The 13,157-nt window shown below is 68.1% G+C and carries 9 protein-coding genes; 2 read left to right on the top strand and 7 right to left on the bottom strand.

Annotated features, from left to right (window positions below; all coding sequences use genetic code 11):
- Positions 1 to 14: 14 nt before the first annotated feature.
- Positions 15 to 3,473 carry an SbcC/MukB-like Walker B domain-containing protein gene (locus G3T14_RS15580; RefSeq protein ID WP_163643491.1) on the bottom strand — a complete coding sequence of 1,153 codons (3,459 nt, stop codon included), beginning with the start codon at positions 3,471 to 3,473 and terminating at the stop codon, positions 15 to 17.
- A gap of 133 nt (positions 3,474 to 3,606) precedes the next feature.
- Complete coding sequence (locus G3T14_RS15575; RefSeq protein WP_163643456.1) at positions 3,607 to 4,401, bottom strand: SDR family oxidoreductase; 795 nt, start codon at positions 4,399 to 4,401, stop codon at positions 3,607 to 3,609.
- Positions 4,402 to 4,538: 137 nt separating this feature from the next.
- On the opposite strand from G3T14_RS15575, the gene G3T14_RS15570 reads away from it, so the two are divergent.
- Complete coding sequence (locus tag G3T14_RS15570) at positions 4,539 to 5,435, top strand: LysR family transcriptional regulator (RefSeq protein ID WP_163643455.1); 897 nt, start codon at positions 4,539 to 4,541, stop codon at positions 5,433 to 5,435.
- 33 nt (positions 5,436 to 5,468) lie between these two features.
- Here the strand turns inward: G3T14_RS15570 and G3T14_RS15565 are convergent, their stop codons facing one another.
- The 3 genes from G3T14_RS15565 to G3T14_RS15555 all read right to left on the bottom strand — a co-directional run bounded on the left by G3T14_RS15565 (position 5,469) and on the right by G3T14_RS15555 (position 7,996).
- Positions 5,469 to 6,131 (bottom strand): DUF4194 domain-containing protein, encoded by a 663-nt coding sequence (locus G3T14_RS15565; RefSeq protein WP_163643454.1) that lies wholly within the window; start codon positions 6,129 to 6,131, stop codon positions 5,469 to 5,471.
- Between the two features lie 99 nt (positions 6,132 to 6,230).
- Positions 6,231 to 6,497, bottom strand: coding sequence for a hypothetical protein (locus G3T14_RS15560; RefSeq protein ID WP_163643453.1), 267 nt, complete (start codon positions 6,495 to 6,497; stop codon positions 6,231 to 6,233).
- 107 nt (positions 6,498 to 6,604) lie between these two features.
- Positions 6,605 to 7,996 (bottom strand): Wadjet anti-phage system protein JetA family protein, encoded by a 1,392-nt coding sequence (locus G3T14_RS15555; RefSeq protein WP_163643452.1) that lies wholly within the window; start codon positions 7,994 to 7,996, stop codon positions 6,605 to 6,607.
- Between the two features lie 273 nt (positions 7,997 to 8,269).
- Between G3T14_RS15555 and G3T14_RS15550 the strand changes: the two genes are divergently transcribed.
- Positions 8,270 to 9,313: a low specificity L-threonine aldolase gene (locus G3T14_RS15550; RefSeq protein ID WP_163643451.1), complete on the top strand. Its 1,044-nt coding sequence runs from the start codon at positions 8,270 to 8,272 to the stop codon at positions 9,311 to 9,313.
- On the opposite strand, the gene G3T14_RS15545 is transcribed toward G3T14_RS15550, so the two are convergent.
- Together G3T14_RS15545 and G3T14_RS15540 are read right to left on the bottom strand one after the other, a co-directional pair.
- Positions 9,314 to 10,792 carry a PAS domain-containing methyl-accepting chemotaxis protein gene (locus G3T14_RS15545; RefSeq protein WP_163643450.1) on the bottom strand — a complete coding sequence of 493 codons (1,479 nt, stop codon included), beginning with the start codon at positions 10,790 to 10,792 and terminating at the stop codon, positions 9,314 to 9,316.
- A gap of 196 nt (positions 10,793 to 10,988) precedes the next feature.
- Positions 10,989 to 13,013, bottom strand: a complete 2,025-nt coding sequence (locus G3T14_RS15540) for an EAL domain-containing protein (protein ID WP_163643449.1) — start codon at positions 13,011 to 13,013, stop codon at positions 10,989 to 10,991.
- Between the last annotated feature and the right edge of the window lie 144 nt (positions 13,014 to 13,157).

The following is a 13,157-nucleotide window of genomic DNA, read 5'->3' as shown; positions in this document are numbered from 1 at the left end:
CCGCGTGGATCAACCTACTCGGCAGCGTCCGCCGTCAGGAAGCCCTCGATGCCCTGGCGCTCCGGATTGATGGCCGCGAGCGCCCGCTTGGCGGCCTCCAGCGGGTGCTCGGATTCGATCCGCACCGAGGTCAGGTCGGGGCTCTTGTAGACGGTGACGATGGTGTCCATCACCTCGGTGAGGGTGGTGCGCTTGTCCTCGGGCGCCGCGATCAGGAGCTGGAGGCCCCAGGCCTGGTAGAGGTCGACGAGGGCCTGTGAGTTGCGCACGTCGAGCTTGGAGAACGCCTCATCGAGGAGGCAGAGGCCCAAGCCCGGGTTCTCGTCGCCGGGGCGGTCGCCAGGATAATAGGCGGACGCAAGCGACGCGGCGATCGCCACGTAGAACGGCGCCTGGGCCTCACCGCCCGAGCCGCGTAGGGCCCGGTTCGACATGGTGGTGCGGTTGCCGGCCCGGTCGCGCATCCCGATCTCGTAGACGAAGTAGTTGCGGTAATCGGCGAGCCGCGCCGCGCTCTCGTCGCCGGCGATCAGCGCCGAAATCTCCTCGATGGCCGCCGAGAGCGGCCCCTCCGGGATCTCACCACCGGAGCCCGGCAGGATCGCCTGCGCGGCGTCGGGGGAGCGTGCCACTTCCATCGCCAGGGCATGGACGGCGGCGTAGCGCCGATCCACCGCCGCCTCGAAGGCGTAGGTCTGGCCGGTGAACGTCTGGGTCGAGAGGCGCTCGTTCAAAGCGTCGAGACGGGCGCGCACCCGCTCGAACTTGTCGGCGAGGCGCGTCAGCAGGTCCTCGATCATCAGGCGCCGCATTTCGCCCTCGGCCCGCACCGCCTGATCGCGATAGCGCCGCAGCTCGTGGCCGGCGACCTCGTCATGGGCCCGCTGTGCCCAGCCGTATCCGAACGAGGCCGGGGCGTCGCCGTTGCCGAGGGGATTGTCGATCCGCCACTGGACGCAATACTCGGCGAGGTCGCGCTCGGCGGCGCGCCCCTGGGTGCGGGCGGTCTCCAACGCCTCGCGGGCAGCGGCGCGGGCCGCATGGCCGAGGGCCGCCAGTTCCTTGGCGTCGATACCCGAGAGATCGGCCCGCGCCCGCGCCACGGCCCGGGGGTCGAACCCTTCGGGCCGCACCAGCCTGATCCGTACGGTGTCGCCGCCGATCCAGCGGGCATGGGCCGCGCGGCGGGCGGTCAGGGCGGTGCGCGCCATCTCGCGCGTGGCGGCGACCTTGGCCTTCAGCCCCGCTTCCTCGCCGAGCAGGGCGTCGCGCTTGGGCTCCAGCACCTGCACCAGTTCGGTGAGATAGGCCGAACGCTCCTTGGCCAGTTCCTTGATCTCGGCCTCGAGACCGCCGGTCTCGGCCTTCTCCACCGTCTCGCGCTCGGTGGTGAGGCTGCGCTGGCGCCCATCGAGGGTGTCTGCCTCCTGGCGCAGGGCGGCGAGATCGAAATCGGCTTCGGCCAGGCGCGCGCGCAGCAGGGCGGCGATGCGGGCGGCCTCGCGCATCACCCCGGCCTCGGCCCGCAGGCGGCGCGCCTCGGCGACCGCCTGCTCCCAGTTCTGGCGCCCCTCCGCGGTGGGGCCGCGGTTGCCCCGGGTCATCATCAACTGCACTGGGCGGACCACCGAATAGGCCATGCCGGAGGTGGAGCGACCACTCGGCGCGACGGCGCGGCTCATCTGGCTGAGCGCCGCGTCGTTGGGCGCGAGATCGAAACCGCCGAGCCGCGCGGCGAGGAACGCCTCGGCATGGGAATCCGTGGTTTCGATCATCGCCATCGGGCCGTCGTCGAAGCGTCCGCCCCGGCGCCGGGCCGTATCGGTCGTCTTCACCAGGAGGCAGCGATAGAACTGGCTCTTGCGCGCTTCGAGATGGGCGAAGGCCTCGCCGAGGCGATCGGGCTGAACCACCAGGGCCTCGCGGGCGCCGCCGAGCAGGCCCTCCAGGGCCGGCCCCCATTTCGGCTCGACGATCTCGGCGAGTTCGCAGATCGGCACCGCCGCGATGCCGAGCCGTTCGAGTTCGTCGCGAAACGCCGCCGTGTCGGAGGACAGGCGCGGCGCTCCGCCCCGGCCACCGCTCGGGGTCGCCGGAGCGAGGGATTGGGCTTCGTTCTCCTGGGAGCGGGCGCGCAGGGCGGCATCCTCGGCGGCCGTATCGAGGGGGGCGGCGATGTCGGGCATCGCCGCAAGCCCGGCGAGCAGGCCGCCGAGCGGGCCATCGGACCGCAGACTCTCGGCCGGAGGCATGTCGCGTCGGAGGCCCGAGCGGGCGCAGGCCTCGACGTGGCGCGCCGCCTCCGGATCGATCCGCCGGATATGGGCCCCGACGACCGCGAGCTTGCCCGCCTCCAGCACGATCCCGATGAGATCGGCGACGCGGGCGGCCAGGTCCTTGCGGTCGCGCGCCAGCATGGCGAGGCTGGCGCTGGAGGCGGCCAGCCGCCCTTCCGCCGCGCTGCCGGCCAGCATCGCCTTCTTGGTGGCGATCTCGCCGTCGATTTCCCGGACGAAGCCCTGGCTGGTGACGACGCTGTCGCGGGCGATGCGCAGGCGCTCGCCCACCTCGCCGAGCATCCGTCTGGCGGTGGTGTGGTCGAGTATGCGTCGGCGCAAATCGGCGCCCGCCGCCCGCAACTCGTCGAGCACCGCCGACAGGCTCGCCTCGGCCCAGGTCTCGTAGCGGTTGAGGATGCGGGCGAGGTGGGTGAGGCGGCGCTCCAGTTCCTCGATGGTCTCGAGGAGGCGGCGCCAGTTCTCCACGGATTGCCGGATGCGGGCGACATCGAGCGGTTCGGGTTCCAGCACGAACGAGCGCACGAAGGCGGAGGAATCGAAGATCGGCTTGAACGCCACGGCATTCGAGAACGTGCGCAGGAAGTGGCGCGGCTCGGGTGCCGGTGCTCCCTCGCGTAGGATCGCCAGCACCTCGGCGGTGAAGCGCTCGCCCGATGCGCGGAACTCTTCGAAATGGTCGCCGCGCTGGCGCAGGTCCTTGGCGATCTCGGCCCAGGGCGCGACGAAGCTGCCCTCGTCGGTCTCGCGGACGTAATCGGCGATCTCGAAGCGGTGGCCCACCGACACGAAGCGCGACAGGGTGGTCTCGCGGCTCTCCTCGGCGCGTGCCGCCAGGGCGAGACCCACCGAGACGACACGGCCCGAGACCTCGTTCTCGAAGACCAGCACGATCAGCGTCTCGCACGCTTCACGGGTCGGGCGTCCGCCCTCGGCGGGGTCGCTGATCCAGCCGAGGCAATAGTCGCGCACGGTGCGGGCGGAACGCCCCGAGGCCGAGGCGTTGAGCGCCAGCCGGCTGGCATTGTTGCCGGCCAGAACCGTGCCAACCGCATCGAAGATCGTCGACTTGCCCGCTCCCGTCGGCCCGACCAGGGCAGCCGCGCCCCGGATCCGGATCTGCTCGCGCCGGATCAGGTACCAGTTGGAGAGGGCGATGTCGGTGAGGCGATACACGAAGAGGCGGCCGCTCGAATCCCAGGTTGGCGATGACCCCGCTGGCATGAACGCCTCGGGCAGGGGATGCAAGCCACAGCCCCGGCCGGAAGCCGCGTCATCCCAGATGTAGATGGGGGCAACCGCGATCGGGTCACGCGATGGTGGGAACGATGCCGCCCTCGGCGCGCAGGGCCGCGCCGTTGGTGGCCGCCGCGCGCGGGCTGGCCAGATACGCCACCATCGCGCCGATCTCGTCGGGCTCGATCATGCGCTGGATCAGCGAGAGCGGCCGATGGACCCGGAAGAACTCGGCCTCCATCACGTCGGCCGGCGCGCTCGGATCGGACGCGACGCTTTTCAGGAAGTCGACGATCCCCTCCGAGCGGGTCGGGCCGGGCAGCACCGAGTTCACCGTCACGCCGGTGCCCTTGGTGAGTTGGGCGAGCCCGCGCGCGATGGTGAGCTGGGCCGATTTCGTCACCGCGTAATGCAGCATATCGGGGGGCGGCACGAGGCCGGATTCGCTCGAGATGAAGATGATCCGTCCCCAGTTCCGGTCCAGCATCGGCTGGAAGTAGGTGCGGGCGAGGCGCGCGCCGCCGACCACGTTCACGTCGAACAGGCGGCGCCAATCCGCATCCGCGATCTCGGAAAAGGGCTTCGATTCGTAGATGCCGAGGTTGTTGACCAGGATGTCGACGCGGGGGACCTCGCGGGCGAGAATCGCTGCTCCCTCCTCGGAAGCCGCATCGGCCAGCACCGCGCGGACCGTGCGGGCGCCGGGCACTGACCGAACGTCTGCAGCGGCCGCGTCGAGCTTGGCCTGGACACGGCCGGTGAGCACCAGTTCGGCGCCCTCGGCGGCCAGCGACCTGGCGATGGCGAGGCCGATGCCGGCGGTCGATCCGGTGACGAGGGCGATCTTATCGGTGAGCTGCAGGTCCATCGGTGGTCTCCTTGGCGGTATCGGGCACGCGAGGCGCCACTGTCCATGAGCCTCAAGTGACCCTGCTGGTGATTGATGAGAAGATTGCGCGTCCGCACGACGGTCGTGCATCGCAATCACGAATGGATCTCGGCGCCATGGATAACCGCCTCGGAGAGATGGAGGTGTTCGTCCAGGTGGCGCGCCGCGGGAGCTTTGCCGCCGCCGCGAAGGCGCTGCGGCAGACGCCCTCGGCGGTGAGTCGGGCCGTGGCGCGGATCGAGGCCCGCCTCGGCATGCGGTTGATCCAGCGGACCACGCGTTCGCTGCGCCTCACCGATGAGGGCGAGACCTACCTGTTGCGGGCCGGCGACGTCCTCGCCGAGGTCGAGGCCATCGAGTCTAGCCTCGATCGGGGAGCGGGCGAACCGAGCGGGCGGCTGCGTGTCAACGTGTCGGTGGCGTTCGGCCTGCACGTCCTGGTGCCGGTGCTGCCGGATTATCTCGCCGCGTTTCCGCGCATGAGCCTCGACCTGACTCTCACCGACGATGTGGTCGATCTCGTCGCGGCACGGGCCGATGTGGCGATCCGGGTCGGACCCTTGCGGGACACGCGGCTACGCGCCAAGCGCCTGGGGGCCAGTCGCATGGTGGTGGTGGCGAGCCCGGACTATCTGGGCCGGCACGGCCCGCCCCAGGATCCGGCCGAACTGGGTGCTCACGCGTGTCTCAATTTCAGCTTCCGCCGCTCGCTCGATTCCTGGCCGTTCCGGATCGACGGCAAGGTCGTGCCGCACGCCATCACCGGGCGGTTCTACGGCAATTCCGGCACGGTGGTGCGCGCCATGGCACTCCGGGGCGCGGGGCTCGCCCGGCTCGCCCGCTTCCATGTCGGTCCGGATCTGGCAGCGGGCCATCTCGTTCCGGTGCTGGAGCGGTTCAACCCCGGCGATGCCGAGGACATCCACGCGCTCTATGCCGGCAGCGAGCGGCAGTCGCCGCGGCTGCGCAGCTTCCTCGATTATCTCGGTGAACGGCTGACGTTCGCTGAGTGAGAGAGCGGACGCGGCGATGTTTCATGTGAAATCTTAACCATGCCCGGAGAGCGCCGATTCCGAGCCCTCGTCCTCGCCCCGCGCCGCGGCCCAGGCGCGGACCTGTTCCATCCAGGCGTCGGGTGAGAGCACTGTGATCCCGGGCAGAACCATCAGCGGCGTGAGCTTTTCGGTCTTGTCGCGTTCGCCGAGGCGGACCGCGCCCTTGCGAGCGAACAGGCGCAGGATTTCGGTGAGGCGGGTTTCCTCCGGCGGGTCGCTGCGCGCGGCGGTGCGGATCGAATCGGCGATGTCGTCGGTGGTGCACTCGACGACGCCCTCCGTGGTGACCCGGTGGGCGCGCAAGCCTTCCTCGTAGACCAGCCGCAGGGCGAGCAGCACCAGCGTCTCGTCCTTGCGCAGTCGCTCGGATTGCCCGTCATGGCGTACCCCGTCCACGGGTACGCGCAAAAACACCATCTGGTCGCGGTGGGAAACCTCGAAGCCATAGCCGAGGCAGGCGAAATAGGCCTGGAAGAACGGCGTGTAATGCCGGGCGATCTCGTAGGAGCGCCCAATGCCGGGGGTGCCGGCATAGACGCACTGACTCTTCAGCAAGACCTGGAGGGCGCGGGTCAGTTCGTCCTCGGACGGCGCGCGCGCACCCGGCGGCGGCGGCTCGTCGCCGTCGACGATGGCGCGAAAGGGTTCCAGCATGGCGATGCGCAGGCTCCGTCAAGCGGAACCGGTGGCCGCCTGTGGCGCACCTCTACCCGGCCCACCGACGGCGCGCCACGTGCTCTCGCGACGCCGCGCTCAGGCGGCGACGGCGGCAGTGCGGAACAGCGAAATGCAGGCGGTGTCGCGGTGCATGCTGAGGATGGAGGCCCTATCGAGGGACGGGTTGGCGGCGAGTACCCGCTGAACCTCGGCCACGATGGTCTCATAGCGGACCGGGTCGAAATTCATCTCCAGTGGACTGACCGCGATATAGGTCTCCACCACGAGGACCCGCTCCGAGCGGTCCCGGGCGACCTCGACGGCGATCCAGGCGGATTTGATCAAGCACTTTGCAGAGACCATGGGCATATCTCCCGACGACGGCGCGTCTTCGCGCGCATCTGTGCCGAGGATGAACCGTGTCGGGAGATCTGCCAAGAGCCTGATCTTCGCCGGATACAGCCGAATAGTCAGGCGGGCCGACCCAGTGCCCGTTCCACCAGAAAGTCCGGGCAGTCGAGCCAGCCGTTCGAGACCCGGCCCGCCACCCGCGACAGCCGATAGCGCGTGCTCAGCACACCGTCGAACAGCACGTCGATCTCGCGCAGGCGCTGGAACACCACGAACTCGTCGACATCGCCGATGCGGATCTGCGAGCCGCGAATGGCGCGCTCGCGTCCGAGCTTGCCCTCGACGAAGGCCACCATCCGCTCGGGCGTCACCGCCACCCGCCGGCGGAACGCGTCTTTTGCGGCGATGAAGGCCTCCACCGCCGGGTCGATGTGGAATTCCGGCAGGGGCTCTGATTCGATCGGCGGACGCCGCAGGCGCGGACTGTAGAGGTGCGGTTCACCGATGGGCCCACGAAGTAGCGAGACCTGTGCCGGCGGCATGTCGGCCAAATCCTCGTCGGCGGCGGCGGCGACGGCGCGCAGGGCCGCGGCAGTGCGCTCGATCCGGTCGGAATCGCGGTGGTCCATGTAGCGCAGGGCCGCCGCGATCCGGCGCTCCAGGCGTGCCACGATGTCGGCCACCCCATCGAGATGCCGGTCGAGGCTCTCGAAGATCGCCAGGATCTCGGTGAGGTCGGCGCGGACCGCGCGCTCGGCGGCCTCCGCGTCGGGCGCGCGCCCCTCGCGAAAGCCGGCCTCGGCCAAGGCCAGGATCGTCAGGGGATCGCGCAAGGCCCGGCCGGCCTCGCGCACGATGCCGGAGCGGAACCGGAACGGGTTGAAGCGGGTGTGCAGGGTCCTGTAGTCGCTGACGAGATGGCGGGCGACGAACTCGTCGAAATAGAGCCGGAAGGCGGCGCTCTGGTCCGCTTCGCGCAGGATGCGCTCCTCGATCTTGCGCATGGAGCCGGCGAGACTGCGCAGGTGGCTCAGGAAGGCGCGCGACGCCTTGGCGGCGTTGACCAGCGCCTCCGAGCGCTCGGCCGGATTGGCGGTGGCGCTTTCGAGGCTGCCGAGCACGTCGAGCACCGCGCCGCCATAGGAGCGTGTCTCGCCGCGGTCGAGGCGCGCCAACTCCTCGACGAGCATGCGGGCTTCGGGGTCGAACTCCACCACCGGGACGTAGCGCTCGCGCCGCTCCACCAGCCAGCCCGCATCGAGCAGGCGCCGGTAGACCGCCGAACGCCGCTCCACCGGGTCTATCGGGGTTGCCTCGTCGTCGGCGATCTCGCCTTGGGTGAAGGCGGCGGAAAAGTCGCCGATGGCGGCGAGTAGCTCGCTCTTGCGCAGGGGCTCTGCGGTGTCGCCGAACACCTTGGCGTGCAGGTGCAGCAACAGGGCTGCGTTGAAGGCCCGGCTCGGCGAGGCGAGCGGCTTGAACAGGTCGTCTGAGAGGCGGGTGAACAGCATGGGTAACCGGTGCGAGGACAGCCCGCTCGGCGCATCGCTGTCAATCCGCTTCGTGCGAACGCGGGTGGATGGGTACCGGCTGTCGCCTATTCCTCTCGGGACCGGCGACGTCACCTCGGCATCGTTCGTCCGCGCAGGTTGCGTGAACCCGAATCCGCGGCACTGACCCTCCGGCCGCCTCGTTGCACAGAGGGTCGAAGCGGACCAGGCTGGTCGCCTGGCGGGCCGACACGCCCTATCCGTCAGATTCGCAACGGTGGAGACAGAGCCGACGTGACCGAAATTCCCCAGCAATTCGCCAGCGACAACTATGCCGGGATCTGCCCCGAAGCCTTCGCTGCCATGGTTCGGGCCAATACCGGTCATGCCCCGGCCTATGGCGCCGATTCGTGGACGCAGGCCGCGGCCGACGGTTTCCGGCGCTTGTTCGAGACGGATTGCGAGGTGTTCTTCGTCTTCAACGGCACGGCCGCCAATGCGCTGGCCCTCGCGGCGCTCTGCCAAAGCTACCACAGCGTGATCTGTGCCGAGAGCGCCCATGTGGAGACCGACGAGTGCGGCGCGCCGGAATTCTTCTCCAACGGCTCGAAGCTCCTCGTGGTGCCGAGCGCCGACGGCAAGCTGACCCCCGAGGCGGTGCGGGCGATGGCGCAGAAGCGCACCGACATCCACTTCCCCCGGCCGCGCGCGGTGACGCTGACCCAGGCCACCGAGACCGGACGGGTGTATTCCCTGGCGGAACTCGCAGCGCTCTCAGCGGTCTGCCGGGACAAGGGCCTGCGCCTGCACATGGACGGCGCACGCTTTGCCAATGCGTGTGCATCGCTCGACGCGACGCCGGCCGAACTGACCTGGAAGGCCGGCATCGACGTGCTGTGCTTTGGTGGCACCAAGAACGGCATGGCGATCGGCGAAGCGGTGATCTTCTTCGATCGCAGGATGGCGGAGGATTTCGATTACCGCTGCAAGCAGGCGGGGCAACTCGCCTCGAAGATGCGCTACCTCTCCGCGCCCTGGGTCGGAATGCTGGAGGACGGGGCGTGGCTGCGCCATGCACGGCACGCCAATGCCTGCGCCCAGCGGCTCGCCACGGCGGTGGCCGACGTGGCGGGGGTGACGCTGGCGGCCCCGGTGGAGGCGAACGGGGTCTTCCTCATTCTCTCCGAACCGGTGCTTGCCGCGCTCCGCGCGCGCGGCTGGCATTTCTACACCTTCATCGGCGGGGCGGCCCGGTTCATGTTTGCGTGGGACGCCGACCTCGAGCGGGTCGACGCCCTGGCACGGGATATCCGTGCGTGTGTCGCGGACCTGGCCTGATCAGACGACGGCCTGAGAGGAGAGGCGGACCTTCTGAGTCGCCGAATCGACCTCTTCGGTGGAGCGCGCGATGTCCCCGAGGCTGCCGGTGATCAGGCCGACGCCGCTGGAGGCCGTCTGCATGCTCGCCGACATCTCGCGCGTCACCGCGCTTTGCTCTTCCACGGCCGCCGAGATGGCGCCGGCGACTTCGTTCAGCGTCATGATCGTGCGCTGGATCGAGCCGATGGCCCCCACGGCTTCCTGTGTCGCCTCCTGGGTGGCCAGGATCTGAGTGCTGATCTGCTCGGTGGCCTTCGAGGTCTGGGCCGCCAGGGCCTTCACCTCGGTGGCGACCACGGCAAAGCCCCGCCCAGCTTCGCCCGCCCGCGCCGCCTCGATGGTGGCGTTGAGGGCGAGGAGGTTGGTCTGCGCGGCGATGCCCTGGATCAGGGCGACGACCTCGCCGATCCGCGTGGCGGCGCCGCTCAGCCCGGCGATGATGGTGCTGGTCGCCTGGGCCTGCTGGACGGCCTGGCCCGAAATCTCGGACGCGTGCGTGACCTGCATGCTGATCTCCGACACGGAGGCCGCCAGTTCTTCGGCGCCCGAAGCCACCGTCTGGATGTCCGAGGAGACCCGTGCCGAGGCCTGGGCAGCCTGTCCGGCCTGGCGCGACGCCCCCGATGCCGCTCCGGCGATGGTATTGAGATCCGACGCGATGGCGACCTGAAGGGCGGCCCGGCGATTCCGGTCGGTCACCTGCGCCGTCACGTCGGTGGCGAACTTGACCACCTTGAGGGGCCGGCCGTCCCGGTCGAAGATCGGGTTGTAGCTGCCCTGGATGAAGACCGGCCGGTCGCCCTTCGCGACGCGCTTGAACTCGGCGGCCTGATACTCGCCGCGTCCGAGGCTCTCCCAGAAACGCTTGTACTCCGCGCTTGCGCGCATCTCTGGTTCGACGAAGACGCTGTGGTGGCGCCCACGGACCTCCTCCAGCCCGTAGCCCATCACCGTGAGGAAATTGGGATTGGCAGTGATGATGGTGCCGTCGAGTTCGAACTCGATCACCGCCTGCGAGCGGTGGAGCGCCTTGACCTGACCTTCGTAGTCGGCGTTGCGGCGGACCTGCTCGGTGATGTCGGTGGCGAACTTGACGACCTTGGTGGTCTGGCCGTCGGACCCGAGGATCGGATTGTAGGTCGCCTGGAGCCAGATGTCGCGGCCACCCTTGCCGACGCGCTTGAACTCGGCGGATTGATACTCCCCGCGCGCCAGGGAGGCCCAGAACGCACGGTAGGGTTCGCTTTCGCGCAGTCCTGGTGTGACGAACAGGCTATGATGCTTGCCCTGGATTTCTCCGAGCGCGTATCCGACGGCATCGAGAAAGTTCTTGTTCGCCGTGATGATGGTGCCATCGCTGGTGAATTCGATGATGGCGTTCGATCGATCCAGCGCTTCGATTTTCGACTGCGCATCGCTCTTGCTGAACAGTTTCATAGGATCGATCGGTCTCGTAAGGGGAATATTCGAGCCGCCGCGCTCGGTCTCTCCACACGGATTACTGTCACTTTTTCTATATTGAGTTAATATCAGAATAAATAGAACAGTTTTCCGGCGCCACGCGGCGAAGACGTCACGCGCAATTGTGGCGTGTATCGTCTTCGCCGCGTCGCCACATGACGGGCCGGCGCGCTCAGGCGGCAGCCAGCAAGGCTCCGAGGTCATGCAGCGGCTGCGGCCGGCCGAACAGGAAGCCTTGGACGTCCAGACAGTTTTCCTGGAGGAGCAGCGCCTGCTGTTCGGGGTTCTCGACGCCCTCCGCGGTGACGGCGATGTCCAGATTGCGCGCCAGGCTCACCACCGCGCGGACGATCGCCATCGATTGTGGGTCGACCCCCAGCCCCTTGATGAAGCTGCTGTCGATCTTGATGCGCGTCAGCGGAAAGGTATGGACGAAGCTGAGCGATGAATAGCCGGTTCCGAAATCGTCGAGCGCGATCAGCACGCCGAAGGCGCGCAATCGCTTGAGAAGCGAGAGTGCGAACGCGCGATTGGCGAGGATCGCGGTCTCGGTGATCTCGATCTCGAGACGGCAGGCCGGCAAGGAGCTCTCGGCCAGAGCTGCCTCCACGGTCGCGATCAGGTCGGTGTTGCGGAGCTGGGTCGGGGATACGTTGACGGCGACCACAAGCGGCTCCGGCCACGCCGCCGCCACGCGACAGGCCTCCCGCAGTACCCAGGTGCCGATCTCCGGCATGAGACCGAGGTCCTCGGCCACCGGGATGAAGTCGCTTGGTGAGACCGTTCGGCCATCCGGCATCCGCCACCGCAACAGGGCTTCGAAGCCTATCAGCGTTCCGGAGGAGAGCCGGAAGACCGGCTGGTAATGCAGCGTGAACTCGCGGTTTTTCAAGGCACGGCGCAGGTCGGTTTCCATCGTGCGGCGCGCGACGAGCCCGTCGCTCATTTCCGCATCGTAGAAGCAGACGCGTCCGCCGCCCTGGCGCTTGGCTTCGTAGAGGGCAAGATCGGCGTTGCCGAGCAGCGTGTCGATGGTCGTCCCGGCCTCCGGGACAATCGCGATACCGATGCTGGCGCCGATGACGATCTGGACCTCGTTGATCGCGTAGGGCTTGCGCAGAGCCTTCAGCAGGCGCCTCGCGATACCCCCGAGAGCGCGGTGGCTGTCGACCGGCACCATGATCGCGAACGCGTCGCCGCCCAGTCGGGCAACGGTGTCTTCGTCGCGAAACAGGCACTTCAGGCGTGAGGCGACCTCCGTGAGGAGCTTGTCGCCGACGGCCTGGCCGAAGGTGTCGTTGACCGGCTTGAAGCGGTCGAGATCGAGGTAGAGCACGGTGCAGCCCTGCGACCGTGTCTCCCGAAGCTGGTCGGCGAGGCGCGCTTGGAGCGTGGCGCGATTGGCGAGGCCGGTGAGCTGGTCATGATCCGCGAGATAGCGGATGCGGCTCTCGGTCCTTCGACGCTCAGACACATCCGCAAAGGTGACGACCCATCCGCCGGCTGCGACCGCCCGAATGGTGACGGCCAGGGCTTGCTGGCGGTAGGTGAGCTCCGAGACCTCCGATGTCGTCACATCCTTGATGTGGGCCAAGTGCTGCGGTGAGAAAAGATCGCCGCCCTGGCCTTCGAAGAGGCAATGAAGCACCGAGGATATCGGGAGGCTCGTCAGATCCCAGGAGGGTGGCAGATCCAGCATCTTACGGAAGCGCTCGTTTGCGAAGACGAGACGGCCTTCATCGTCCAGCAGACAGAGGCCTTGCGGCATGCTCGAGAGGGCAAGATCCAGGTTGTCCGAGGCCGCCTTGAGCTCTCGCTCCGTCCGCCTCTGCTCGGTTCGATCGCATGTGATCTTGGCGAACCCCATGAATGTGCCGTTGTCGTCGTGAATCGCGTCGATGACGACATGGGCCCAGAACCGCGTGCCGTCCTTGCGGACGCGCCAGCCCTCCGACCCGAACCGGCCATGCGCCCGCGCCGTGGCGAGGCCCTGTTCGGGCAGGCCCGCAATCCGGTCTTCGGGGAGATAGAAGCAAGAGAAATGACGCCCGACGATTTCTTCGGCGCAATATCCCTTCGCCCGCTCGGCCCCTACATTCCAGTTCTCAACCAGTCCCTCGGGCGACAGCATGTAGATCGCGTAGTCGGTCACTCCCTGGACGAGGAAGCGATACATGATGTCGTTGGTGTCGCTCATGAATAAATTCACAAAAACTGACGATAAGGTGCAGATTGCCGATATCAACTTTTGATCATCAATTGGTTTTGATTTGGTGAACCACCCCCTGCGCGGCAGGCGCCAGAAACAATAAATCAGGAGAAAATGCGAGTTCTATCAATG

This window comes from Methylobacterium sp. BTF04, from assembly GCF_010692745.1.
Taxonomy (GTDB): domain Bacteria; phylum Pseudomonadota; class Alphaproteobacteria; order Rhizobiales; family Beijerinckiaceae; genus Methylobacterium.
This window is presented reverse-complemented; position numbering and strand designations above follow the sequence as displayed.

Excerpts from the sequence above, each read along its gene's own strand:
- G3T14_RS15575 (WP_163643456.1), bottom strand. The coding sequence starts at position 4,401 with ATGGACCTGCAGCTCACCGATAAGATCGCCCTCGTCACCGGATCGACC.
- G3T14_RS15570 (WP_163643455.1), top strand. The coding sequence starts at position 4,539 with ATGGATAACCGCCTCGGAGAGATGGAGGTGTTCGTCCAGGTGGCGCGC.
- G3T14_RS15565 (WP_163643454.1), bottom strand. The coding sequence starts at position 6,131 with ATGCTGGAACCCTTTCGCGCCATCGTCGACGGCGACGAGCCGCCGCCG.
- G3T14_RS15560 (WP_163643453.1), bottom strand. The coding sequence starts at position 6,497 with ATGGTCTCTGCAAAGTGCTTGATCAAATCCGCCTGGATCGCCGTCGAG.
- G3T14_RS15555 (WP_163643452.1), bottom strand. The coding sequence starts at position 7,996 with ATGCTGTTCACCCGCCTCTCAGACGACCTGTTCAAGCCGCTCGCCTCG.
- G3T14_RS15545 (WP_163643450.1), bottom strand. The coding sequence starts at position 10,792 with ATGAAACTGTTCAGCAAGAGCGATGCGCAGTCGAAAATCGAAGCGCTG.
- G3T14_RS15540 (WP_163643449.1), bottom strand. The coding sequence starts at position 13,013 with ATGAGCGACACCAACGACATCATGTATCGCTTCCTCGTCCAGGGAGTG.